Annotated in this window: 22 protein-coding genes and 2 pseudogenes; 12 read left to right on the plus strand and 12 right to left on the minus strand. The window is 44.9% G+C overall.

The annotated features are described in order from the left end of the window. Positions 1–129 precede the first annotated feature (129 nt). The gene (locus tag R7Q39_RS09405) at positions 130–1686 is read right to left on the minus strand and encodes a DUF3612 domain-containing protein (protein ID WP_213889628.1); all 1557 of its coding nucleotides are present in this window, start codon (positions 1684–1686) and stop codon (positions 130–132) included. Between the two features lie 174 nt (positions 1687–1860). Between R7Q39_RS09405 and R7Q39_RS09410 the strand changes: the two genes are divergently transcribed. Further along, on the plus strand, positions 1861–2439 hold the full coding sequence (locus R7Q39_RS09410; protein ID WP_054574506.1) for a malate synthase: 579 nt from the start codon (positions 1861–1863) through the stop codon (positions 2437–2439). A 90-nt stretch (positions 2440–2529) separates the two neighbouring features. Here R7Q39_RS09410 and R7Q39_RS09415 read toward each other — a convergent pair whose 3' ends face one another. Continuing rightward, positions 2530–3543, minus strand: coding sequence for a GGDEF domain-containing protein (locus tag R7Q39_RS09415; protein ID WP_047102820.1), 1014 nt, complete (start codon positions 3541–3543; stop codon positions 2530–2532). A 349-nt stretch (positions 3544–3892) separates the two neighbouring features. Here R7Q39_RS09415 and R7Q39_RS09420 point away from each other — a divergent pair, with 349 nt between their 5' ends. From R7Q39_RS09420 to R7Q39_RS09430, 3 genes are read left to right on the plus strand one after another with little or no spacing between them, the layout of a single operon-like run. Next, complete coding sequence (locus R7Q39_RS09420; RefSeq protein ID WP_318076017.1) at positions 3893–5245, plus strand: DASH family cryptochrome; 1353 nt, start codon at positions 3893–3895, stop codon at positions 5243–5245. Then, on the plus strand, positions 5245–6789 hold the full coding sequence (locus tag R7Q39_RS09425; RefSeq protein ID WP_238855209.1) for a cryptochrome/photolyase family protein: 1545 nt from the start codon (positions 5245–5247) through the stop codon (positions 6787–6789). The genes R7Q39_RS09420 and R7Q39_RS09425 overlap by 1 nt, the downstream gene beginning before the upstream one ends. After that, entirely contained in the window at positions 6789–7496 is a 708-nt protein-coding gene (locus R7Q39_RS09430; protein WP_017819732.1) for an SDR family oxidoreductase, read from the plus strand. The genes R7Q39_RS09425 and R7Q39_RS09430 overlap by 1 nt, the downstream gene beginning before the upstream one ends. 61 nt (positions 7497–7557) lie before the next feature. On the opposite strand, the gene R7Q39_RS09435 is transcribed toward R7Q39_RS09430, so the two are convergent. Together R7Q39_RS09435 and msrB are read right to left on the minus strand one after the other, a co-directional pair. After that, positions 7558–7704, minus strand: coding sequence for a DUF2256 domain-containing protein (locus R7Q39_RS09435; protein ID WP_005374142.1), 147 nt, complete (start codon positions 7702–7704; stop codon positions 7558–7560). A gap of 33 nt (positions 7705–7737) precedes the next feature. Next, positions 7738–8880: a peptide-methionine (R)-S-oxide reductase MsrB gene (msrB, locus tag R7Q39_RS09440; RefSeq protein WP_005374134.1), complete on the minus strand. Its 1143-nt coding sequence runs from the start codon at positions 8878–8880 to the stop codon at positions 7738–7740. 201 nt (positions 8881–9081) lie between these two features. On the opposite strand from msrB, the gene R7Q39_RS09445 reads away from it, so the two are divergent. The 5 genes and pseudogenes from R7Q39_RS09445 to R7Q39_RS09465 all read left to right on the plus strand — a co-directional run bounded on the left by R7Q39_RS09445 (position 9082) and on the right by R7Q39_RS09465 (position 16534). Beyond that, positions 9082–9480, plus strand: coding sequence for an OsmC family protein (locus tag R7Q39_RS09445; protein ID WP_005374132.1), 399 nt, complete (start codon positions 9082–9084; stop codon positions 9478–9480). A 129-nt stretch (positions 9481–9609) separates the two neighbouring features. Continuing rightward, positions 9610–10164: a sugar O-acetyltransferase gene (locus tag R7Q39_RS09450; RefSeq protein ID WP_042523386.1), complete on the plus strand. Its 555-nt coding sequence runs from the start codon at positions 9610–9612 to the stop codon at positions 10162–10164. 87 nt (positions 10165–10251) lie between these two features. Further along, positions 10252–10485: a hypothetical protein gene (locus R7Q39_RS09455; protein WP_005497910.1), complete on the plus strand. Its 234-nt coding sequence runs from the start codon at positions 10252–10254 to the stop codon at positions 10483–10485. A gap of 1030 nt (positions 10486–11515) precedes the next feature. Next, positions 11516–12384, plus strand: a pseudogene (locus R7Q39_RS09460) (hypothetical protein). Between the two features lie 31 nt (positions 12385–12415). Further along, complete coding sequence (locus R7Q39_RS09465) at positions 12416–16534, plus strand: M66 family metalloprotease (protein WP_262644476.1); 4119 nt, start codon at positions 12416–12418, stop codon at positions 16532–16534. Between the two features lie 70 nt (positions 16535–16604). On the opposite strand, the gene R7Q39_RS09470 is transcribed toward R7Q39_RS09465, so the two are convergent. The 4 genes from R7Q39_RS09470 to R7Q39_RS09485 form a co-directional block, all read right to left on the minus strand. Next, positions 16605–16787, minus strand: a complete 183-nt coding sequence (locus R7Q39_RS09470; protein ID WP_042523437.1) for a hypothetical protein — start codon at positions 16785–16787, stop codon at positions 16605–16607. 164 nt (positions 16788–16951) lie between these two features. Continuing rightward, positions 16952–17638, minus strand: a complete 687-nt coding sequence (locus tag R7Q39_RS09475; protein ID WP_138939780.1) for a helix-turn-helix transcriptional regulator — start codon at positions 17636–17638, stop codon at positions 16952–16954. Positions 17639–17685: 47 nt separating this feature from the next. Next, complete coding sequence (locus R7Q39_RS09480; protein ID WP_225491660.1) at positions 17686–18000, minus strand: hypothetical protein; 315 nt, start codon at positions 17998–18000, stop codon at positions 17686–17688. A gap of 115 nt (positions 18001–18115) precedes the next feature. Further along, on the minus strand, positions 18116–19039 hold the full coding sequence (locus tag R7Q39_RS09485; RefSeq protein ID WP_318076018.1) for a LysR family transcriptional regulator: 924 nt from the start codon (positions 19037–19039) through the stop codon (positions 18116–18118). A gap of 138 nt (positions 19040–19177) precedes the next feature. Here R7Q39_RS09485 and yjjG point away from each other — a divergent pair, with 138 nt between their 5' ends. Together yjjG and R7Q39_RS09495 are read left to right on the plus strand one after the other, a co-directional pair. Next, complete coding sequence (gene yjjG, locus R7Q39_RS09490; protein ID WP_171342673.1) at positions 19178–19852, plus strand: pyrimidine 5'-nucleotidase; 675 nt, start codon at positions 19178–19180, stop codon at positions 19850–19852. Between the two features lie 51 nt (positions 19853–19903). Continuing rightward, entirely contained in the window at positions 19904–20443 is a 540-nt protein-coding gene (locus tag R7Q39_RS09495; protein WP_020834877.1) for an NUDIX domain-containing protein, read from the plus strand. A 79-nt stretch (positions 20444–20522) separates the two neighbouring features. On the opposite strand, the gene R7Q39_RS09500 is transcribed toward R7Q39_RS09495, so the two are convergent. From R7Q39_RS09500 to R7Q39_RS09515, 4 genes and pseudogenes are all read right to left on the minus strand, one after another. Continuing rightward, positions 20523–20957: a hypothetical protein gene (locus R7Q39_RS09500; RefSeq protein ID WP_136976320.1), complete on the minus strand. Its 435-nt coding sequence runs from the start codon at positions 20955–20957 to the stop codon at positions 20523–20525. Positions 20958–20977: 20 nt separating this feature from the next. Then, a pseudogene (locus R7Q39_RS09505) lies at positions 20978–21529 on the minus strand (YtfJ family protein). 79 nt (positions 21530–21608) lie between these two features. After that, positions 21609–22328 (minus strand): carbonic anhydrase family protein, encoded by a 720-nt coding sequence (locus R7Q39_RS09510; protein WP_318076019.1) that lies wholly within the window; start codon positions 22326–22328, stop codon positions 21609–21611. Positions 22329–22406: 78 nt separating this feature from the next. Beyond that, positions 22407–23750, minus strand: coding sequence for an OmpP1/FadL family transporter (locus R7Q39_RS09515; RefSeq protein ID WP_005497916.1), 1344 nt, complete (start codon positions 23748–23750; stop codon positions 22407–22409). Between the two features lie 771 nt (positions 23751–24521). On the opposite strand from R7Q39_RS09515, the gene R7Q39_RS09520 reads away from it, so the two are divergent. Beyond that, positions 24522–25697 carry an efflux RND transporter periplasmic adaptor subunit gene (locus tag R7Q39_RS09520; protein WP_005374101.1) on the plus strand — a complete coding sequence of 392 codons (1176 nt, stop codon included), beginning with the start codon at positions 24522–24524 and terminating at the stop codon, positions 25695–25697. The last annotated feature ends 1 nt before the right edge of the window (position 25698 follow it).

Genomic DNA, 25698 nt, shown 5'->3' on the forward strand with positions numbered 1-25698 from the left:
ATCGTGCTTTACTTAGAGTGACCCTTATTAAGCCGAGGGTCACCTAGCCAACTGACGTTGTTAGTGAATACAAATTGTTCACAAGTATATACCGCCAATCACGTTTATTGTGATTGGCGTTTTTTCTTTCTAAAGCCTGATGATATTCACATCGTTGCCCGTCTCATCAGCTTCTCCGCACTTGCTGTAACAACTAGGTTGTCTTGGACAAACCGCCCCTCTGGAGCAGATCAACCTTGCTTGGGTTTGAATCCCGCGCTCTATCCAGTTGATGTTTAATATCTTAGCGATAGTCGTTAAGTCTTTTTTGATGTGGGGAGGAATAACACTACTTCCGCCGGAAGCGACACAAAGGGACTTAAGTTCTTCCGCTATGGAAACGGCATCGCCACCTTGTGCAGAAATGGCAGGGTTAAGATCAATACCGGCACATAGCACCCGATTATTCCCCGCAGGATCAAATACGTTGACCGATTCGCAGCAGTAGATACGTGGCTCGTCACCAACATTTAAAATCGAAATTTGCGCTGAACTTGTATCCAAAGGCTGGGAAAGGCGTCGGAATACGGCCCAGTGCTGGCAAGGGTCGTTCACTTTGCGCATGTTACCCCAAGGCAATGGAATACCATTTCCGCGATACACGGCTTTTAACTTGCCAGGGCCATAGGCATCAAAATAGTGCCAATGAGGGTAAGGCGAGACCACCGTCATGCGACGCATTGCAACAGAAGGAGAAACCCCCGCCTTTTTGTGAACATCAATCTCGTAACCAGAACGGTCAAGCAACTGACGAAAGGGTACTTTGGGGCAGAGTAGGGCACCGGCAAAGAAGCTGGACTCAAAATCACGCCAAGCTTGCAGGATATCTTGCGAATTGAGTTCAGAGTTCGACACAGGGCTGTCCATTTGCTCCCAATTGTTTTGATGCCCGATAGATAAAACGTTATTCATTGCATCGCTGCTATGGAGCACTCGATGGCCGATATATACCGCCAAGTCATACTTCAATCGGGTTGGATAGTCACGCATTCGTTTATTGAGATAAATAGTCCCAGGAGGCTCCATGAAAGACGTAATCAACTGTTTGGCGCTGACGCCCAGTTCATCAATCACATCTTGTGGCGCTCGATCTACCCAGCGGATATCCAATCCCATACTCTTTGCAATGTCTACGAGATCTTCTACAGATAGATTCAGCCGCTTCAAGCCGACCTCTTCGGCGGCGCGCTCTAAATCAGGAAAATGGTTTTGATGGTTTTCTTGGTGTGCGCGGATCAGTAAGTGGGCGAATTGACGCCCCGTGATACCTGTTTGGGAGAGCATTTCTGGTATCGCGATTTGAAGAATATCATTGGAAAACAGGAAGCTCGGCTCCAACGCCATGCCACTAATCCCGCCACGATTTCCTTTGTTGGGTGTGATGGCTTCTAATTCGGGTTCATCATCTAAAAACCACGCCGGATCTTTTTGAAAAACTTCCGCGATCACTTCGAGCATATCGATACTCGGTACGCGTTTTCCGCGCTCAATCATCGAAAGGTAAGAAACCGAAGGAGCGTACTCTGGATTAATTCTTACACAACGGGCAGACAAATCTTCCATCGTTAAATGGTTGTTTTTTCTTAGGTTACGAATTTTCGTACCAAGAAAATGAGACTGACGAATAAGGCTTTTTGACACAGACATTTTGTAAAATTCACATTGTAAAATTTTTGTTGTGAAATTGTAGTCAATATTTCGCTAGTCTACATAATGAGCAGGCAAGGAAATTAACCATCCACTTCACAGAATTGCCTGAAACTTAAATAAAGGATTTAAGTTTTTACTCTAGGACGAGTTTTTAAGTGCGAGGATATGACGATGAATATGCTGAACTTCGATAAAAAAGAGATGCAACAACAACAACGCCCATTTATCGCTGAAGCCGTATTTGCCGTCGAAGCGGTAAGTGCTGAGCAGCAGAGTGAGAAACAAGTAAAAGCGAAGCAACTCCTTGACCGCATGTTCCCATTGGAGAACGGGTCGCACCAAGATGTATCAAGTTACGTGATTGATTACCGCCATGTTTTGGCTTATTTCAAAGACGGTACACACAGCGGCCTGAAAAGCCCAAAACACTTCGTGGCGTACACTGGTGAAAAGGAAGATCCAAAGTCTATTTTGTTCAAAGATGATTCGGGCAATCATGTAGAAGTGCTGTTTGGCTGTCATAAAGGCACTGGTTGCGTGGAATTAGTGGACATTGACGATATTCAATTGGAAACTCGCACGACGTTTCATCCTGAACTAACTGGCAATTCACCAACCGCGATGCGCCATTGGATAAGTCTAATCAAAGGCGACAAAAAAGGTAAGCCGATGGCATGCAGTGAAGATAAAGAATATACCGCAAAAAATGGTGACGACTACATTCTAAGTTACTGCTACAGCGTCGATTAAGATACTCATGATTGGATATAAAAACCCCGCACTTTACGTCGCGGGGTTTTCTTTTTCATCGTAAAAGTCGTTTTCGCTTAGTCAGTTTATTTAAATTGGCATCACGCGGTTACGACCGAGTTGTTTTGCTTCATAAAGCTGTTTATCGGCTTTATTGATTAAGGCTTCAGGCGTATCACCCGGCTCAAATTCTGCTACCCCAAAAGAAGCGGTAATGCTGTGAACTTGTGTGCCTGAGCGCTTATCTCTTATACGCAGTTTTTCTATCATCCGGCGTAGTGTGTCTGCATATTGGCGAGCAATTCGCAGAGATTTGTTAGGTACAATTAACGCGAATTCTTCACCACCAAAACGGTACGCACATATCCCATCTCGACAACTTTGTTGTAGCCGGCGGGCAATGGCTTTTAATACTGTATCGCCAAAAAGGTGCCCGTAATTGTCGTTAAATGATTTGAAATGATCGATATCAAGCATGATCAAGGTCATTGCCTGATTTGATGCAATAAGTGAAGAGAGATCTTTGTCAAATGCTCGGCGGTTGTATAGGTTTGACAAACCATCGAACAACGCATCTTGCTGTACTTCAGCCAGTTGGTTTTTGAGGCGAGAAATTTCTTCACTCGCGTTAGTCAATTGGCTATTCAAAAACTTTGTTGAGTGACGAATTTCGTGTGACTCTGCGACAAGTTGACGAATCACTACCATCACTTCTTCAATGCTTAGGCTATTGTCCTCAACTTTTTCCAGTTTATTAAAGCTTTTGTCTACCATCTCAGAAAAGGAGGAAGTATCTGAAATCGTATCGCTCATTGAACTGGATACTTCGTGTAGCAGAACTTCTACATTGGTTCTAAGATCTTCAAGGCTGGTTTCTGCTTTGCTGGCCACATAGTTGTTGTAAAGCTGTTTATTGGTTGCTGGCGGGCAAATACCGTAGTTTTCTAACACCATGTCTAACTCAAAGTTGAGTTCTGGAATGGTCTTGTCAACGTAGGTATACCAAAGCGCGTAGTTGGCTGGCGTGGCAGCAACATGGTTTTTGATCATCAGTGGGACCGCTTTTTTTAAATTAGCGGTTGATTTCTTAAACTCGTCGGTCATTTCTGCGATGGTACTAGCAAAATGGGATTGGGCTTAGATTAACGGATATTAACTAATGTCGCTTTAATTTTTATCACTTTTGCATGGTTTATATAGAAAATGAGTGATTAAGATCGTGATCAATACCGTTGGATTCGAATTTTATAAAATATCAGTATGAAACATGTACAGGCATTTGGTGGTATTGCGTGTTTTGAGATATCCAGCAAATGGATTCTGTGTAAACGTTAGTAACCTAATGATCGTCAAACTCTCGTTTTCGTATAAAAGCAAGTAAATCAAAAGGCTTAACGTCAGGGTCTCCGTGAAAAGAACTCGTAGACGAAGAATTAACATCTGAGGGTGCGAATTGAAAAAGAAAATAGGACTTTATTGGTTCACGAACGACTTGCGATTGCACGACAACCCACTGTTGAAAAGCGCCAGTGTAGAAATGGACGAGTTAATTTGCTTGTATTGCTACCCTTCAATGACGCCTTACTTGCATCACTTTGCGCAGGAAGCCTCTTTCGGGCGCGCGAAATTGCAGTTTCTCGACTCATCGCTTAGTGAACTCAATCAATCTTTGAATCACCTTGGTCAGCGATTATGGGCGGTTGAACTAACGCCCGATCAAGCAATCAAGTATGCTGTTAATCGCTTCGGCGTCACACATATATATGCTGACGCCTTTCCCGGTTCGGATGAGCAACAAGCGTTAGATCGCGTAGCTGAAGGCGCTTCTCATGTAAAAATAAAACAGCAAGCAATCCGGACCCTGTTAAGGGAAGAACAACTGCCATTTGACTTGAGCAATCTGCCTACCACTTTCACGCAGTTTAGAAAGCAAGTTGAAGGTTTAGACATCTCTCGGCCCCACGAGAGTATCCGTTCGTTACCTCCAATTCCTTTAGGTGTGAATCTTCCTTCCGTTACTGCATATTACTTTGACGCAAAAGCTGCGTTTCATGGTGGAGAAAGCCGCGGGCTTGAACATTGTCGCCAGTATTTTGCTTCCACACTAGCCAGTGAATACAAACAAACACGCAACGGTTTAGATGGCATGGATTACTCAACCAAGTTCTCTCCTTGGTTAGCTCATGGGTGCGTTTCTCCGAAAACTATTTATGCCATGTTGAAACGTTATGAAGCGGAGAATGGTGCAAATGATTCAACCTACTGGATTTACTTCGAACTGCTTTGGCGTGAATACTTTTATTGGTATGCCCGTCGACACAAGCGACAGCTCTTCCGATTCGGTGGCATCCAAAATCGAGCACCACTCACCAGCTTTTACGCGCACCGTTTTCAACAATGGAAGAAAGGTGAAACGCCATTTCCTATCGTCAATGCGTGTATGCACCAACTTAATGAAACGGGTTATATGTCGAATCGTGGCAGACAGTTAGTTGCCAGTTGTTTGGTGCATGAGCTTGGCCTCGATTGGCGTTATGGCGCGGCGTACTTTGAGTCACAACTGGTCGATTACGATGTGGCATCAAACTGGGGAAATTGGCAATACTTAGCAGGCGTTGGTGCTGATCCGCGTGGTTCACGACAATTCAACCTCGGAAAGCAAACCGAAATGTACGACCCGCACATGGAGTTCATCGATAGGTGGCAAGGTCGTTGTCCTGGCGCGCATTTGGATAGTGTAGACATGGTCGATTGGCCGATTGTGATGGGCAGCAGTGACAAAGCTTCGTCATCGGAGAAACCGTAATGCAATTTGAAACCGTACGATTGATCTTGGGCGATCAACTTAACAGTGAGCACTCTTGGTTTCAGCAACCGGATGAGCAAGTGCTTTACCTGATTGCGGAGCTCAAGCAAGAGAATACTTACGTCACGCATCATATTCAGAAAGTGTGTGCGTTCTTTTCCGCAATGGAACAGTTTGCGAAAGAGCGTCAGAGTGAAGGTCACCAAGTTCTGCACCTCACGTTGGATGACACACAATCCTTCGACGATCTTGAGCAAGTCTTGCAACACTACGCGAGTGAAGTTGGTGCAAGTAAGTTTGAATATCAACGCCCGGATGAATACCGTCTTCTGGAGCAGTTAGCCAAACTAAAGCTTGATGGGGTCGTGACGCGTTGTGTCGACTCGGAACATTTTTTGTTGCCGTTTGAGGAAATAGAATCGCAGTTTCCTCAAGGTAAACACATCATGATGGAGCACTTTTACCGCCGTATGCGCAAGCGCTTCGACATCTTGATGCAAGACGGAAAGCCCGTCGGCGGAAAATGGAATTACGATGCCAATAATCGTAACAAGCTCAAAGCCAAAGACATTGAACAACTGCCACAACCTTTGATGTTCAGTACTGACATCCACGGCATTATTGAGCGGCTGGCACGACATGACATCAAAACCATCGGAAATCTCGAAGGGGACTTGTTGTGGCCGATTAATCGCGCGCAAAGCCTCTCTTTACTCGCGCATTTCTGCCAAGTCTGTCTGCCGTTATTCGGACGTTTTCAAGATGCCATGACAGGCCAGCACGACGCTAAGTGGAGCTTGTATCACAGCCGAATTTCATTCTCGCTTAACAGCAAATTACTGCACCCGAGAGAAGTCATTGATGCTTCACTCAAGGCATTTCATTCCAACGCGGACATCGACATTTCTCAAGTTGAAGGGTTTATTCGCCAAATCTTAGGATGGCGAGAGTACATTCGAGGGGTCTATTGGGCGAACATGCCTCATTACCCGAAAAACAACGAATTGGTCGCAGAAAGAAAGCTGCCAGATTTCTTCTGGAATGGTGAAACTAAAATGGCTTGTATGCGCAATGCGATTGGGCAGTCCCTCGATTACGCCTACGCACACCACATCCAACGATTGATGGTCACTGGTAACTTTTGCTTGCTAACCGAGATCGACCCAGATCAAGTGGATGAGTGGTATCTCGGTATCTATGTTGATGCGATTGAATGGGTCGAAATGCCGAACACACGTGGCATGGCATTGTTTGCGGATGGCGGCATTGTTGGCACCAAACCTTACGCGGCGAGTGGTTCTTACATCAACAAAATGAGCGACTACTGTAAGGGTTGCTATTACGACAATAAGGCGAGGAGTGGGGAAGGATCGTGTCCGTTTAACAGCCTTTATTGGCGCTTTATGAACAAACACGACAAGCGCCTCGCAGCCAATCCACGAATCGGGATGATTTTCCGCTCTTGGGACAACATGGAAGAACAACAACGCCAAGCGATTCTTGATACCGCAGAGCACTACATAGAAAACGTGGAGAACTTGTGATGGAAATACTCATCGTCGGTGGCAATGGTGGAATTGGTTTGGCGATGGTGAGAGAAGCCGCAGCTCGGTTTCCTCAAGCTCGCGTGCATGCCACTTATCGTAAGCAGCAACCAGATTGGCAACACCCAAATGTCGTTTGGCATCAAGTGGATGTATCGCAAGACGAGCAGGTAAAAGCGTTCAGTGAGCAGATTGAACACGTCGATTGGTTGGTGAACTGTGTTGGTATGTTGCACACCCAAGAGAAAGGTCCTGAGAAGAATCTTAGCTCGCTCGACGCAGACTTCTTTCAGCAAACCATCACGGTTAATACTTTGCCAAGTTTGCTGTTGGCGAAATACTTCACGCCCAAGCTAAAGCGCAGTACTGCACCCAAGTTTGCGACCATTTCGGCCAAAGTTGGCAGCATTAGCGATAATCAGTTAGGTGGTTGGTACAGCTATCGAGCATCGAAAGCCGCATTAAACATGTTCCTAAAAACCATGTCGATCGAATGGCAAAGAGTGGTCAAACATGGCACGGTGCTTTCACTTCACCCTGGCACCACAGATACCGCTTTGTCGGCACCTTTTCAAACCAATGTCCCAGAGGGAAAGTTGTTCACGCCAGAGCGAGTTGCTAAGGATTTATTAGGCTTGATAGAAAAAGCAACCCCGCAAGATAGCGGGGCGTTTTGGGCTTATGATGGGACGTTATTACCTTGGTAAGAGAACGCGTACAAACGTTAATACAAATGAAATAACATACTCCAGAGAGGGTCGGAGTGACCTACGTTTTCGTTGATTTATTTCTTCGGCAACGCTCAGAACAATAAACGATTTCCTCCCAATTTCGCGCCCACTTCTTTCTCCAAGAAAATGGGCGCTGACAGACCGGACAGACTTTCATGGGAAGGTTGGATTTAAAACCTTTCATCGCGCTGAATGTTCACTCCTAATTTGGTTAAAACTACTTATCAAATAGGTACAGGTAATCGCCGTAGCCTAAACTCGCCATCTTGTTCACAGGTACAAATTTCATCGCAGCAGAGTTCATACAATAGCGTAATCCCGTCGGCTTCGGACCATCTTTAAACACATGACCTAGGTGTGAATCACCAAACTTACTGCGGATCTCCGTTCTAGGGTAGAGCAGTTTATAATCGGTTTTCTCCACGATGTAACCCGGGTTAATTGGTCGAGTAAAGCTTGGCCAACCTGTGCCAGATTTGTATTTATCAGTAGAAGAAAATAGCGGTTCACCGGTCACAATATCCACATAAATTCCCGCTTCTTTGTTGTCCCAGTATTCATTATCAAACGGACGCTCCGTGCCTTCTTCTTGCGTCACGTAATACTGTAGCTCTGTTAAGTTTGATTTGATTTCAGACTGAGCAGGTTTACTGTACGCTTTCACTTTCGAAAGCAGCTTTTTTTCTTCAATCAACTGTCGAAGTGTTTTAGGACTTTCTTTTCGATCTTCACCAAATACTTCGTCGAGATATTTATCGCGACCTGATGCGTAGCGGTAGTATTTGTACTTCAAGCTACTCTTCTTGTAGTAATCCTGATGGTACGACTCCGCAGGGTAAAACTTTTCAAACTCGATCAGCTCTGTTTTCAACGGTTTTGGATAGATCATCGCCTTGTCGATTTCCATCATAAACTGCTTAGCAATCTGCTTTTGCTCCGCATTATGGTAGAAGATCGCTGGACGGTATTGAGGACCACGGTCAACAAATGAACCTTTATCGTCGGTAGGGTCGATATGACGGAAGAAGTAGTCCAGCACTTGCTCGTAGTTCACGACAGCAGGATCGTACTTCACCTCAATCACTTCAATATGACCAGATTTACCAGAAGAGACTTGGCGGTAAGTCGGGTTTTCAATATGACCACCTGAATAACCTGATACAACATCGATTACGCCGGGCAGTTGCTCTAAATCCGATTCTGTACACCAGAAACAACCGCCAGCTAGCGTTGCGATTCTTGTATTCTCTGAAGCCTTCAGCTTATCCATCGTATCGGCGGTACCTGTTTTACTCAATAGTAGAAACAAGACTGGAAGTGCGAAGGAGAAACCGGCCAATAACTTAGACATATTCTTCATAGCTACCTCATCGTTATTTTGTAGAAAGTGTTACTTAAATAAAAAGTGTTACGTATAGAGAAAGGTAACCGAGCGAAAAAATTACAGTAATGTTGAAAATTCCGTTGCCCTTTTATGCGATAGAGCTAAAGTATCGACAAGAAACACACCGCTAGTAAGGGCAACGATGCCTTGAATAAGCGATGCTAAATGAGGTAAATCATGCAAGCTGAAGTTAAATGGATAGAAGATTTTAAATTCCTTGGGCAATCTCAGTCGGGCCACTCCGTAGTGATGGATGGCAATGGTGGTGCAACCGCACCAAGCCCAATGGAAATGGTACTAATGGCTGCTGGTGGCTGTAGCTCTGTCGATGTTGTTGATGGTTTGAAAACAGCAGGCCAAAAGGTTTCGTCAGTTAATGCCAAGCTAACCACAGAGCGTCGTGAAACCGCGCCGCGTATCTTTACGCAAGTGAATATCCACTTTGAAGTGTCAGGTGACGAGCTTGACCCAGAAGTCGTAGCAAAAGTGGCGGCTGACTCGCTAGAAAAATACTGCTCGGTTTGCTTAATGCTAGGTGAAGGTGTTGAGATGACCCACAGCTGGGAAATTGTGTAAGCCGACAGACTCCACAAAATATAAAAACAGGAAAGAGAAAAGTCCGGGCTTTTCTCTTTTTTTATTTCGCAGTTCACGTACCTTGTGAAGAATCTGAAAGCAGTAATTGCAGGTTGTAGGAGTCTTCCAGTGACAGAACTAGAAAAAATGATGTCTGGCCAGGTCTTTGATGGCATGGACAAAGAAATTGACGCCATTAGAAGCCATGCTCTTCAAGCACTTAGAGCGCTCAATAATAACACCGACGAAAGTCAGCGCGACGAATTGCAAAAGCAGCTATTTGGCAAGGTAGGCCGTTGTATTGTCCAGGCCCCTTTTCATTGTGAATTTGGTAAGACCATCGAAATAGGTGAAGAAACCTTTATCAACATGAACGTGGTCATGCTCGATGGTGCCAAAATTACCATCGGGAACCACGTGCTCATTGGACCGAGCGTGCAATTTTATACCGCTTCTCATTCTGTTGATTACCGCAGTCGCCGACGTTGGGAAACGTTTTGTAAACCCATCACGATTGAAGATGATGTGTGGATTGGCGGTAACTCCGTTATTAACCAAGGTGTAACAGTTGGCGCTCGCTCGGTGATTGCAGCGAACTCGGTAGTCAACCATGATGTGCCGCCAGATTGTCTATACGGAGGCACGCCAGCTAAGTTGATTCGTCGTCTCAACGAAGAAGAGTAAGAATCGATAGTGATGGCATGATGACTCGCTTTACGGGCGTAAGAGAATCATGCCATCAGAAAGGGATAATTCGTCAAGGAGTCCAAGATGTCGAACAAGACAGAAGTCCTCATGTGCCCTACATGTGGGGTAGAAACGCATCATGTCGTGGTGTTAGTTAGAAAGAAAAGTGGCTATGAAGGCGATAAAAATCGCAACAAGAAAGAGTTCATCGCTGGCTTTCTCAAAAGTGTAGTGTTCGGCGCCTTCCTTGCTTCTATGGATGAATTTGAACGTCACTTGATCTGCGAAAACTGTGGTCATAAAACCATTCAACAGTAACTGATAGTCTTTCTTTCTCTGCATAAGTTCATAAGTGCGGTTTGAAGCACTGGTTATTCAAATCGCATTATCCTCTTTTAGTGCTTTTGCTCTTCTTATGTTCCTCTCTCAAAAGTGAGTCACATCAGTACGCATTTTAACCGCTTGGATGCAGGTAACTCACTGCTATGTATAATAAATTTTGGTGGGAAATACGTGTTTCAGCTCGATGTTTAACCTCTGTTCTATCGACACGTTTTGAGTCAGTAAACACTTAAATTTCGTTTACTTTATGTTGTACGCAGTTCAATTGTGTGAAACTGGTCACATTAATGTTTAATTTATGAAAAAATAATTAATGAATAGTAATTCACAAATATGCTGACCGTATGTGCTATTTAGTTTTGACTTATCTTTTGAATATTCACTTGGTGAATGTTTTGTTGTTTTTAGATTGACTGAAAGTTTGGTTTTCTATTCAAACTTGTGAAAGGTTGAATCGATATATTAGAAAACATGAATTTGATCTTGTTTCTATCTTTTGTTTTAAATGCGAAATTCATTATTAACAACGGATGGTTTTGATGATTTCTCTTATGTGTATCCCACCAATTTTAGAAATTGAAAATTAAACTTTCTCAATACAATAACGACTAAAATTAAACGGAATGATGTTCTTATATTTTTATTGTATTTTAACTTATACATTTTGACTCATTCATTTTAACTGTTTTTGTTGATTTTAAATTGTTGATAATAATTGTCTTTTAACTTTTTTTAATGGCGTTGCTTTGCTGCTTCTTTAATGTTGTGGTGAGTGGCTTTGTTTATAAAAAGTCATTTTAAAGTGCGTTTTTAAGCAAAGTAGAACGCGACAATACTCAGATAAATAGTATTAAAAAATTAAATAAGGATTTAACCATAAGAGTAATTTTATGGTTGATAGGTTTATTGGGGTTGATTATCTGAATTTTTATGGAATTTCATCCCAATAATCTGTTTGTCTTTAAGTTTATTCTAATAAACTTAATTCTCATGGAAGTTTCAAAACATGCAGCACACAACAAAGTGGATGATGACGCCGCTTGCAATGTTGTTGGGTACGCTGTTTTCAGCGCCATCATTCGCGTTGGAAACGAGTGTAATTGATAGCACCAGCACGCCTGAATCTACACAAAATGAAGGAGACACGTCCTGTATTGTTTGTAAGTTTAGTGGGGCCGTTTACCTATCTTACGATACAAACATTTACGATAAAGACGACTACCGTTCTGTCCGCAATTTCTCGTGGGGAGGCGATCTCGTTTATTCCTTTTCGAGCGGCACAAAAGCCTATTTTTCTACGGGGGGCTATCGTGCCCTAGAAGATGAAGTCGGCACCTACGCGACAGATTCGGTGTTGGGCTTGCAATACACGAACCTATATCGCTTTGGAGATACAGGGAAAATCGGCGTTGCGGGTCAGCTCACCATTCCAACTTCAGAAACATCTCGTAAAGATGAACTGCACACCGCGGTTCGTTTAGATGTGCCGATCTCTTTTTCAGCTTGGAGCGTCGATTTTTCGGTTTCGCCAAGACTGAGAAAAAATTTCCACGAATATAAAACCATGGGGGACGCTCGCTGACTGAGTGGACTTACTCATTGTTTGCTGTTGCGGAAAAGTCGTGGGAATCGTTCGCAGTGGGGATCACGGCGTTAGGTGGTAACAGCATCAGTTATCAAGGTACGCGCAGAAGCAGTTGGCAGTATGAAGGGGCGTTGTACGGCACATACGAGTTTGATGAAAGCTGGTCATTGGTACTCGCGGCGTCATCAACGGGTTTCTATCAAGATGCAGAGCGAGGCACCTTGGGCAACATCGATTTGTTGGACCAAGAGAAAGCGTCTTACATCGCGACAGTGACTTACTCCTTCTAGGAAAATAACAACAATTAAGGATATCCAAATAATGTTTAAAAAATTGACTCTGGTGTCAGCAATAACGGCCGCACTTGCAGGCTGTGGCGCAGATGATCAGGCGTATGACTATGTCGAAAGAGATGCAAAAGAAGTCGCAGTAAAAGAGCTTAAAGACGGTCGTTGGTTTTACGTTCCGACGACTGGTGCCGCGCCACGCTTTGCTCTGAACCAATTCCCATTCTTGCAAGGTTCACCTCGTTACGTTGAGCTTTGTTTTACCAAAGAAGGTCTGGAAGTTCGCAGTTACGATAAAAACTACCCAGACGCGCATCTAAGCAAAGATGCTAATAACTACTGCGGTGAAGAGAAATTTGTCGCAGACGACGACGGCGTTAACTTCGCGCAAGTGCTGACGATTCCGGGTGACTTTGCGGCGTATCGCTGTCAAGAAGACGCGCATGGTGATTGCACCAACAAAGAAGAAACCAACGAAGACGCAAGCCTAAACTACAAGAAGAAAACCCACTTCACTCCTCGTCCTGAAGATCTCGAAATTGCAGAATTCAATATGGAAGATCTGTATGGCATTACTGAGGGCATTGATGAAATTGGCGCACCACGATTGATCTCGTGGGACTTTGACCCTAAAAACGGTCTTCTCAATTTCGAACTAGAGCGCACGTTCCGTATCGATTTAGATAATATTTCCGACTACATCAACTTTGCAACGAAAGCGAGCTTGGATGAAGCGCTTGTGGATGGCGCGTTTAAATCTCGGTTCTACTATTCGTTAGTGCACGAAAGTGAAGTGGCAACCGAAGGTTACCAACCGATCTTGTACCCAGTGGGTGATGAGAACGACATTGGTTTCTTCACCACGTCGACGAAAAAGCTTAACCCAGTCACGAATAAATACGACCGTGATGTGGTTTACCTCAATCGTTTCAACCCAGATCAAGGCTCTATCAAATACTACTTGAGCGATAACTTTTTTGAAGAGAAGAACAAGTTGTTCTTGGATGCAACGCTGCAATCGATCGAAAAGATGAACCAAGCTCTGAATGTATTTGGGGCGGATGCAGGCAAGCCTGAAATCGAGATTGTGAACAAAACCAAAGCGGCTGGTATTCACCCAGGTGATCTGCGTTACAACGTGATTAACCTGATTGACGAGCCTTTAGCGAATGGTCTGCTTGGCTATGGCCCGTCGGTTTCTAACCCGATGACGGGGGAAATCATCAAAGGCCACGTGAACCAATACGCAGGTGTTGCAAGAACGGGTGTGCCTTTCTATTGGGATAACTTGGCACGTTTCTATAATCGTAATCAACTGGACTTAGATGGCTTAGAACCATTGCCAACCAGCAGCGAATCTGTGAAAACAGAAGTCGCGGATAGAATTGAAGCGCTTTCTACAATGGCGGCGATGGCGAGCCTGAAATCGGATGAAAACATTCATGCGCCGCTCGTTTCAAAAGAAGACATCGTTTCTGGAAAAGCAGCGACGAAGAGCCCAACTCAGCTAATGAAAAACTTCAATGATGACATGGAGTTTGAAAAGGTGGTTGAAGCTGAAGAGAACCGTTTGTCTTTCTGGGCAGAGAACAACGTCTATCCAATCGAAGCGTCGTGGGTTTCTTCAACCAACAAGGCCATGTTGGACAACTTGAAGTTGGATGACGAGCGTTACTTTGAGATCAAACTCGATGACGCCGGTCACGAAGTATCGCGTCAGCTTAAGCGTTGGAAATACCTGCCAAAAGAGTTGCAAGTGAAAGCAGCAGATGCGATTACGGTTGCGACTTACAGCAATACGCTTGTTCACGAGCTTGGTCATAACATGGGTCTGCGCCATAACTTTAAAGGCTCAAATGACAAAGCGAACTACTACACGCTCGAGCAAGCGCATCAACTTGGTTTGAACAACATTCCTGCTTACAGTTCGACAATGGACTACGCACCAAGCATGTTGGATGAAACGCCAACTTGGGGTCTGTACGATATTGCGGCGTTTAAGTTTGGTTACGGTCGTAAAGTCGAGACGATTCAAGGTTCTTCAGGTTCAGCTCCTGCGCCTATTGCGAAACCGGCAGACAGTGCGAGCGATGAAGACAAAGCGGCATACGCTCGTTACCTCGCTGATCAGCAAGCCTACCAACAAAGCTTTGCATACAAGTTTGGCAACAATCCAGACAACACATCGCTGATGGTGTGTTCTGAAGTGAAGGCACTAACGGGGAACGAGAAAGGCAAATCACTCTACAACTGTGACTTCAGCCGATTCGATACCGCCGCGTTGTCTGATGATCCAGAACTGAATGCGAAAACTCGTTATGGCGCACTTTACTACCTAGATAAAGTGAATGAAATTGAGCGTAAGTCTTACGATTTCTGTACCGATGGGAACGTTTCTCTAAACAGCGACTGTAACCGTTTTGACGAAGGTACAAACCTAGAAGAAATTGTTTCTTACGAGTGGCAGAACTATCTCGATAGCTATGATCGACGCAACTTGGAGTTATATGGGACGACGGGATTATTCTCGTCCGATTATCCTGGTTACTTAGTGCGTCGTTATATGGAAATGAGCGCTATCCGTGACAAGATGGAAGATCTTGAGCGCATCGATAACCTGTACACCAATCTGGGTTACACTTCGTCAACGGATAAGCCGGGTGATTTCTTATTGCGCATTGCTTCAAACCCTCAATACTGTAGCGAAGGCAAAGCCGATAACTCATGGTTCTGTGATTACGCGAATGGGGCGAAAAAATCCGCGGCGTTCTTCCTTGATATCTTGCGCACACCAGAGCATCAATGTGTGATAGAAAATGCGGCAGGCAACCAAAAAGTGATTTCTTTTGGTCAACTGTTAGACAACAACTCACACCAAATTCCGGCTGATTACGATCTTTCAACAGCCAGCTGTTTTGATGATTTGGCAGCACGCTTTATCGAAGATTCAGATGAGGGCTATATAGCTGTTGCGGAAACTGCGAATGGACGCTTCCTAAACTCAATTGGTAGCTTTGACCCGGATTACCCTTGGTCAAATGCGGTGTCTGTGTTGGGTAACTGGCCAGACAAAGCGCTTGCGAGCCACTTCTTAGCACGTCGATTCTCGAACCGTTTTACCGATGAGGTGAGCTTTGCATCGCTGCTTGATATCCCTGGGGTGCAAGCTGAATACGAAGACATCATGGGCAACGTCGTGGCAAATGATGCGTTAAATACGCCAGTTAAATTGGTGGGTAAAGACGGTAAGGAATACACCAATCTAAAAGGTGTTACCGTGAACCTACACATCACTGAGCAAATGGAGTCCCTACCACCAATGCCTCGTGGTATTGCAAGATTCCTTGATATTGGTGCAGAAGGCCGCGGACGTGTTGGCGATGTCATCTTGAGAATGGGTGTGCGCCAAATGAAGTCTTACGACTACACAGTGAAGACTCGTGGTCAATCTCAGTTTGATACGTTTACGAAGCAACAAGACCGCTACGGTATTATCGCGGGTGACAAGGTTGAGTTTGTTATCGACGGCGAGAAGTTTGTGGCAACAAAAGCAAACAAGCTGGCTTACGACTACGCAAATCAACTGGTGACGTCCAAAGGTTACGATCTAAAAACTTACCTAGATAGCTATGAGCCTGCAACACTAAACAAGGTCGCAGAGAGCATCGATAGTGCTTGGGGGCCATTCCGAACAGCGATTGTCCCAGCGTTCCACGATCCTGTATTGCTGCTGGATGCGCCAATGGTCAACGCAATGAAGCGAACCATTGATGCGGATATTGCGGCAGGTGTGCTGTCGTTTAGCCAGTCTTTCATCAACTTTACGACAGCGAATGTGACTTCGGGTGATTTGGTCATCGATGCAACTTCAGGCACATTGAGCTATAAAGGTGGTAAAGCGCACGATGAGCTGAAAGCGTTCGAAGCTTACACAGATGCGATGCTTTTGATTTACAACGATCACGCCGAAGACATGATGTTCGCGGTCGACAATGTGTACGCAGGGTACATGGCGTCTTCAGATGCTGACAAAGAACTTTGGCTGAAAGATCTCAATATGATTCAAGCGTATTTGCGTGGTGATATCGGCGCTGTGGCTGGTGATTACTACAAGATGCTTGATCGCCTACCAACTGCAGTGAGTTTCCAGTAAATAACTCTTAATTCACTCATACAAAGGCCTGCAGCAATGCAGGCCTTTTTCGTCATAGGATTGATGGAATTTAGGAGTGAAAGATGATCTGTCTGTCTTCTGTCATCACAAGTGTCGCTTTGCTTTGTTCGATAAGTTGGGCAGCATAAGAAGGGGTAACGGCCTGCATATCACCTTTAGATCGAAGAGTTAAAGACTCCCACGCTTGATCTCGATATTTCCCTGCTTGGGTGTATTGAATCAGTACTTTCATAGCTTCACGCTCCGGTGTGGTTGACGTGCTACTTAAGTTAACGATCTTAGGTTGGTTGCGCATCTGTTAAAAATGAAACATTAGTTTAACCAAATGTGCCTTTCCAAATATCGAGCATTGAGCAGAGCAATTTAGAATCCTTTTGATGGAAGGATGAAGAACACTCAATCTTTCGATTCATACTGCGCAATATAATGTTTGAGAGATTTGGTTTCCGCACTCTCAAACTCTTCATCGTGCATACGCAGTGCTTGGATACGGTCGAGGCGGAACTGGCGGTAGTCATCGCGCAATTCGCACCAGGCGACCAGCGTCCAGACTTTGCCCCAAAAGAACTGGCCTAACGGTTGGATTTTTCTCTCGGTCACCTGTCCGCTTTCATCTTGGTAATCCAAACTGACCTTAAACTGATGATCAATCGCGTGGCGCAGAAGCTGCCCTCGTTTGGCAGTCTCGGATTGGGTGTGATAATCGGGCACAATCAGCGGACAATCTTCCACTTGTTGTTTGAGCTTATCGGGCAATACCGAAAGTATTTTGGTGGACGCAGAGTGAGACGCTTCGGCGAGTTCAACATCCGACCAGGCTCGAACCATCCGCATACCCAGTTCAAGCGCCATCATCTCTTTTTCTGAGAACATCAAAGGCGGCAGATGAGAGCCAGCTTGCAACAGGTAGCCGACACCTGCTTCACCTTGAATAGGAACACCAGAACTGAGCAACGACTGAATATCGCGATAAATCGTACGTTCGCTAACTTCCATTCTTTCTGCGAGCTCTTTCGCTGTCACGGCGTAACGCTTTGCGCGCAGAAGCGTCAGTAGCTCAAACAGTCGTTCTGATTTGCTCATGATGTTCCTTATCTAGACCTACTGGTTGTTAGTGGTAGTGTGGCTGATTACTTCTCTAGCTCACTGCACATTTTTAAGTTGTGATGTTTAAGCTCGAAGCTTTCGCAGTCAATCATCGATAACAGAGGCTGAAATTCAACGGCTTGCTTAATCTGCTTTCCCGCCTGTTTTGCATCGTCCATTGAACGCCAGTAAATGATGTCTGTCCACAGATCGTCCGTCGCTTCGTGACTGAGTGAGCGATACAAAAAGCCCGGCAGATTCTTCACAAACGTTTGTGACTGTTTGGCAGCGGCGATCACGTCTTGCTCTGTTGTGCTTGCGGTTAGACGAAATTGCACAGTTTCGATAACGGTTTCCATATTGTGATTCCTTATTGGTTTTGGCGGATTGCCTGTTGAGTTCCAAATAAGGTTACGCGGATGGAATGTCAGAACATGTCAGTAGTGAAATCTCACTCACTTATCATCAATATGGTTATTTTTCTGGGCTGTTGTAACGATCCCAGTAAGGTAAATCTGTGCCGAGTTTTTCGCTGATAAAATCGATAAAGGCTCTTACTTTCAATGGCATGTGCTTGCGCTCAGGAAAAACCGCATAAATGGCGTGTTCTGGTAGAGAATACTCTTCCATCACTGGTTTTAGATTTCCTGCTGCAAAGTCTCTTCCTGCAATAAATGTTGGCAGTTGCGCAATGCCTGAGCCTCTTAACAGCAACTGGCGAATGGCTTCGCTGTTATTGACGATAAAGTTTCCTTTTGGAAGTACCTTGTATTCGCTGCCGTTGTTGATGAACATCCATTCGACGCCGCCACGGAAATAGGAGTAGCGCAGGCAGTTGTGACCGACTAAGTCACTTGGTTTTTGTGGTGTTCCAAACTCCGCTAAGTAATCTGGCGAGGCACAAAGCACACTTTTACAAGGGGCGAGACGTTTTGCGATTAGATTGGAAGAGGTGAGTTCACCAATACGGATCCCCAAATCAAAACCGTCTTTAACCAAATCGACCATTTTGTCTTCGAGGTTTAAATCCACTTCAATTTTCGGATAACGAGCGAGAAACTCGCTGATCAAAGGCGCGATATGCAGCACACCGAAAGACATCGGCACGGTAATTTTGAGCCGACCTTGTGGCGAGCCTTGCAGTTCCGATACCGCGTCCACGCCTTGCTGGGCCAGATTGAGCGCTTGAGAAGCGTACTCAAAATAGCGTTCTCCCGCTTCGGTCAGGCTCAGCTTACGCGTGGTTCGGTTAAGGAGACGAATACCCAAATCGTCTTCTAGTTGGTTGATGCGTTTGCTGATCGCCGATTTCGTCAGATTCAGCTGTTTGGCCGCAAGGGAAAAGCTGCCGCATTCGACAACAGTAACAAAAACGGGCAGGGAGGCAATCGCGTTCACATCAATCTCCTATTATCGTGAAGCATTTATTGTTGAGCGCAAGGATACAATTAATTTCCAATTATAGAGATTATCTTCAAGAAGAAAACAATCTAGACTATGCACCAGTATTACGACCTTGATTTTGGGAAGAAGAAAATGAAGTACGATTGGATCCTGTTTGACGCTGACGAAACCTTATTCCACTTTGATGCTTTCAAAGGTTTGCAGCTTATGTTTTCTCGCAAAGGCGTAGATTTTACTGAACAAGATTTTGCTCATTACCAAACCGTAAACAAACCGCTTTGGGTGGATTACCAAGACGGCAAAGTAACGGCAGATGAGCTAAAACAAAAGCGTTTTACCGAGTGGGCTGAGAAGCTGAATACCACAACAGCAGATCTCAATAGCGCATTTTTAGAAGCAATGGCCGATATTTGCAGCTTGTTGCCAGGTGCAAAAGAGCTGATGGAAGCGCTGCAAGGCAAAGCCAAAATGGGCATCATCACCAACGGTTTTACAGAGTTGCAAGCAATTCGCCTTGAGCGCACAGGGATGACTGAGTACTTCGATAAAGTGGTGATCTCTGAACAAGTGGGCGTAGCAAAACCGGACTTAGGTATTTTTGAATACGCGATGCAGCAAATGGGCAACCCATGCAAAACGCGCGTACTGATGGTGGGTGACAACCTGCATTCCGATATTCTGGGTGGTAATAATTTTGGTATTGAAACTTGCTGGTTAAATACCACAGGCGCAAGCGTCGATGAGCGTATCGCACCAAATTACACCGTTGAGTCTTTGAGTGAACTAAAGAACATTTTGGTGGCGTAACCGAATCGGGTATTATTCCGTAGTAACCCTCAGAAAAATCAAGGAATAATCATGTCAGATATCAAACAGCTAGACAGCAAAGTCGTTTACCAGAATAAGTGGATGACGGTGCGTGAGGACAAAATTTTACGTCCGAGCGGCGCAGAGGGCATTTATGGTGTGGTCGACAAACCTGATTGTGCTGCGATTCTGGCTATCGATAACGGGATGATTCACTTGGTTCAGCAGTACCGTTACACCGTAGGTCAACGTTGTTGGGAGATCCCACAAGGGGCGTGGGAATCAAACCCAGATGCGGATCATCTTGAGCTTGCCAAAGGCGAACTGCGTGAAGAAACGGGTATGCAGGCGAGCGCTATGGCGTATGTCGGCGCGCAGTTTATCGCATACGGCTTTTTGAATCAGACATGTCACGTCTACTTCGCCAGTGATTTAACGGACGTGGGCAATCAACTCGACAGTGAAGAAGAGGATTTGATCACTCGCGCTTTTTCTGTTGAGGAGTTCGAACAGATGATGATCGACGGCACGATCAAAGATTGTGTCACCATCGCCGCTTATGGTTTGGCGAAGCTGAAGAAATTCATTTAGTTATCCATGACGATTTTTTAATGAAAACAGCGGCCTAGTGCCGCTGTTTTTAGTTTGGGTGAGTTCGTTGAGCCATCGCTTACTCGTCGATTTTCTTACCTAAGATTTCCACTTGCGCTTTTTTGGTCACCCCCGCGACTTGCAGCGCAGTGCTGCCAACCGATTCATAGTTCAACTCGATTTTGTCTAACTTCGCGTTATCTTTTGTTGGTAGGCTTAAGCTTCTTGATGACATGCCTTTAGTCAGAACACCTAAACTGTCGAACGTCTTTTCCTGAGCATCTTTCATGATTACTTTAACGCTTTTCAGATCGACCGTACCTTGCGTACATTTGATTTTGATGTGGCTAAAACGAGCGTTAGCAAATGGTGACAGTGGATTGACTGTGTCGGTTTCCGATTTAAAACTGACGGTTTTATCTGCAATCTTGTCCCAATCGTTGTCTCCAGCAATCGATTGGAAAGAGGCTACAGCCGCTAAAAGACAGAGCGCGATGGTGTTGAACAGTTTCATAACTTTTCCTTACCTTAGGTTTAGATATTCTGTTTAATCAGTTCGATGACGTGTGTGACTTCGTCTTGAGTTAAAGCCCCTTCTTTCACGAATAAAATTTCACCTTGTTTATTTTGTACGATAATCGCAGAACTTTCTTGCTGCAGATCCTAAGTTGTTGCTAATACGCCATTTTTGTCTAACACCATGGAAGACCAAGAGAATGTCTTTTTGCTGTCCTCTGCCGACGATTTAACAAATGTACCGGTTCCCCAAATGGCGTCTTCTTGGTTGATCACGGTTGTGGTCTGATACTGATCTTCAGGAAAGTGAGCGGCAGTGATTGCTGACATCAGCGGCGCGTTCATCTCTTTGGCTTTACTACGACCTGCAATGGCTTGTATCACATGGACTTTGCCTAACATCTGCTGAGTTTCCCAAGGTTGATAAGCCACATCGTCTCCTTGCAGCGTCATTTCGCCATAGGTATCAATGCTGACGGAAGGGGTGGTTTGACCGACAGAAAGGTTATGAGAGAAGGCGAATGTCGGGGCGAGTGCGAGTAAGAGTGACAGAACAGATGGAGTTTTCATTGGGGGGGCCTGTAACGAAGTGAGGTTAGAGCGAATCAAAATAAGGGGCAAATACGATGCCCCTTATCGGATGTGGCGATTAGTTAGAAAGTACAACGCGCGCATTTAGCGGTTGCAGCGGACGATTGTTTTGTCCCATGACTTCCATCAGTTTCGCGGCTTGATCTTTGGATAAGGTTTGAGTGTCTTTAAGCACAAACCAGCGCACACCTTCTGAACATGGCGGTGTGGTTAAAGAGCCGTTAAATCGATAGTGGTTTGCAGTTTTTGGCAGTAAGTCGTTAATCTCAAACGTATCTTTGAAGAACGTGGTTTGATTCTCTTGTGGGATTGCGTTGATCAGTTTAGACAGTGCTGCGTTTTGATCGCCAGCATCAAACATCACCGAAATTACCGCCAACTCGCCGTCTGCGTTGGCGTGCACAAAGTGCGCTTCAAGTGGATATTGGCGGCCTTTGATTTGGTTTTCTGAAGGTGTGTGGAAATGGAACTGTTGCAGCTCGAACGTCTCGCCATCGATGGTGAAGCTGTTACGTCCGTTCACTTGCGCTTGCAGCGTATGACCATTGTTGGTTAAACCAATGACCTGACCAGTGTACGAAAGGTTCAGTGCTTCCAGTTTTGCGTCGGCTGGGTTGTCGATGTTGATTGGGCTTTGGTTTTTCGTGGTTGCGCAGTCTTTGGCGATTTCTCCCCAGTGTTCTGGCGCGTGTTTGTCATTGCCATAGCCCCATTCCGAAGCCTGAGCCGCGCCTAGAGTGAGAAGTGAGAGTGAAAAAGCAAGTAGTGTTTTGTTCATAATAATGTCTCTGTTCGGTCGCCTTGATAAGCGTTGTTACAAGGCAATGACCTAGAGGTTTGATCACTGCCTGACAAATTAGAAACGGTGGCTGAGCTGGGCACCAATTAGGAACGCATTTGAATGGGTCACGCCCGTCACCATCGGTGCAGGAACACCTTCATACGCGTACTCTTCTACGTTGACATCTTCACCAATCAAGTACGTCATGCCGATGTCAACCGTGGTATCTGATGACCATTGGTAAGAGGCCCCCGCAGATAACCAGTGACGGTTCGAATCTGGAATAGAAAGCGAAGTCAGCTCATCGACAGGTGTTTTGTCGAACATGTAACCCGTGCGAAGTGTCCAACGTTCATTGGCGTACCAAGTCGCACCGATGGAGTAGTGCGCGGAGTCTTGCCACTGAAAATCTTTTAGCAACTGATCATCAGCTTTCAAGCTGTCAAATGCTGACCAACCAATCCACTGCACAGAATAGTGCAGGGCAAATTTAGGTAAGACGCGGTGATAACCGGAAAACTCCGCAATATCCGGTAGCGGCATAGCAAGCGAGTCGTACGATTCGCCAGCAAAGTGGATGTCGCCCTTGGCATCTATGTTAGGGCTGTGCTTGTAGCTTAAACCTAAGCGATGACGTTCGTTAAACTCGTACATCATGCCAATGTTCGCGCCAAGCCCAATGCCGCCAGCTTCCACATCAAGTGCGTTGCCTTTTACGGATCCACAGCGTTGTTCTAGTTCGTTTCCAAGTATGTTCCCACCAACGCAAACACCCACGTCCATATCGCGGTACAGCTCACCAGAGCCGTAAATCACATCAATACCACCACCGATACTAAAACGATCGTTCACCTTGTATGCCAAGCTTGCGCCAAGGTTGACACTCGCTACGCTGGTGACACCGCCAAAAACAGGTGCGCCATAGTTTGGTTTAAACTCCATGTCGGTTCCGAAGTTGGAATATGCCGATAAGCCTAGATACCAGTCGTCGTTGATAGGATGAATAAAGTAAAAATTGGGTACAACGGCTGGTTGACCAACGCCATCGACGTCATCAATGTCGGTCACGGTTTGAGAGAAGGACGGGGTAATGTCAACTTGAGGGGACGGAGGAAAACCGCCCATACCAACATTGACATCTGCATTAATGTTAGCTCGATGATATTGCGCATTTTTAACGGTAACGTCAGGTTTGACGTAAGTGACACCGAACGATAAGGCATTTTGTTTAAACAGCGTCATCGCTGCGGCGTTGCGGCTGACTACAGATGCATTATCACCAATGACGGCATCACCAGCAAAAGCACGACCAAGACCCGTCGCAGAATGTTCGTTAATTTGAAAACCACCGGCATACGCCGTCGAGGAGGCTAACCCGATTAATAAATAAATCGGTGAAAGAGTTAATTGTCGCTGCATGTTTTTCTCATGAATTAATTAGAAGTTGTATTGCAACGAAAATCAGTAAAATAAACAAATCTGACCAGTGCATTTAAGAGTAAAACTAACAGTGTGCTGACAATAAGTAAATTTAACTTAATAAATATTTATTGTTGAATTTATTAATGCTTCATGGCGTGAATATAGTGGTTATTTTACGTGTAAATTAAATCCTGAACTTCTATTTTTATTTTTGCGGTATTACTTCTCTATTTTTATTGTACTGACTGTTCCCTAACAAATAGAGGGAAATCCAGCGATAAAGTGTCCGTGATGGAAACTCTGAGTCATTTGTATTTCCATTGCATCCCAACGTTGGTAGTTCGAATCAGCAAGAGAACTATCGTTTAAACCCACATGACACACTCCTCTCGGTCTTACCTGTGTTATGTGGGTATTTTTTATTTAACTTGTCACTTAACTCCTCTTGAAATTCAACAATTAAAAAATGGCCATAATGAAATCTAAATGGATGACATATTGAATAAGTTTAGATTTTACTGGTTTGTTGGTATTTAAAAATTTTGTTTATAATACTTATAACTTGAATTTCTATATTAAAAATGATCTTTGCTATACGTATTGAATAATATAGTTTTGAAGTGACTATAATATCTCGGATTTTTCACGTTAGTGAAGTTATTCCTTCAGTATCTTGACGTTAATTTACCTATCTTTACGTCTCGTACCCTGTACGGCTAAGACAAATAACAGTATAAAATCAAAACGATTATTTACTTCACTCCTGCTATGAAACTCAATAAAAAATGGCTCGTTTTGTGTGGCCTACTTGCTATTGGTGCTGGTGGTTATCATTATCTGCAACGTCCAGAACCCATTTCTCCTTACGCGACAGAAGTCGTTCGCAAAGGCAATATCGAAAAGGCGGTATTAGCCAACGGCATGCTGCAAGCGTCCAAATTGGTGAATGTAGGTGCGCAAGTATCTGGGCAAATTCAACGCCTCGCTGTGAACTTAGGGGATGAGATCAAACAGGGAGATTTGATTGCACAGATTGACAGCCTGACTCAGCAAAACAGCCTCAAAGAAGCTCAAGCGTCTCTTAATAGTCTCAACGCTCAGTACCAGGCTAAGCAAGCGCAGATTAAACAAGCAAACTATGAATACGTGCGCCAAAAAGGCATGTTGGCAGCGAAAGCGAGCTCACGAGCTGATTACGAGAATGCCGAAGCGACGCTCGCCATCTACAAAGCCGAGTTAGCGCAACTGGATGCCGAAATCGAGAAAGCCAAAATCAACGTCGACAATGCGCAGTTAGATCTCGGTTACACCACCATCAACGCACCGATGGATGGCACGGTGGTCTACACCGCGGTGGAAGAAGGCCAAACCGTAAACGCCAATCAAACCACGCCAACGATTATCGAGTTAGCCAAGTTAGATACGATGACGGTGAAAGCCGAAATTTCGGAAGCCGATGTGATTTTTGTTCACCCAGGCCAAACGGCGCTGTTCACCATTTTAGGCAAACCGAATCAGCAGTTTAAAGGTACATTGCGCGCCATTGAGCCGGGGCCAACCATCATGGATGGCGATGACAGCGATTTGAGCATTTCAGATAGCGACGCCATTTACTACAACGCTGTATTTGATGTGAAGAACCCGCAAGGTATTTTGCGTATCGGCATGACTGCGCAAGTTTCGATTGTCCTTGAGCAATCGGAAAATACCTTGATTGTCCCTTCACAAGTGCTGCAAAAATCTGGCGGCAAAGGCAACTATACCGTGCCAGTGCTTGAACAGGGCCAAGTGGTGAAAAAGCCTGTGACAGTGGGTATCAACAACAAAGTGAACGCACAAATTCTCTCAGGTTTGAAGGAGGGCGACCAAGTTGTTCTTGGCAATGCTATGGATGGGGAATCATCAAGCCGAGGTGATCGTCGTCGCCCTCCAATGAGGTTCTAAG

Origin of the sequence: Vibrio sp. 947 (assembly GCF_033339115.1) — a bacterium.
Taxonomy (GTDB): Bacteria; Pseudomonadota; Gammaproteobacteria; order Enterobacterales; family Vibrionaceae; genus Vibrio; species Vibrio alginolyticus.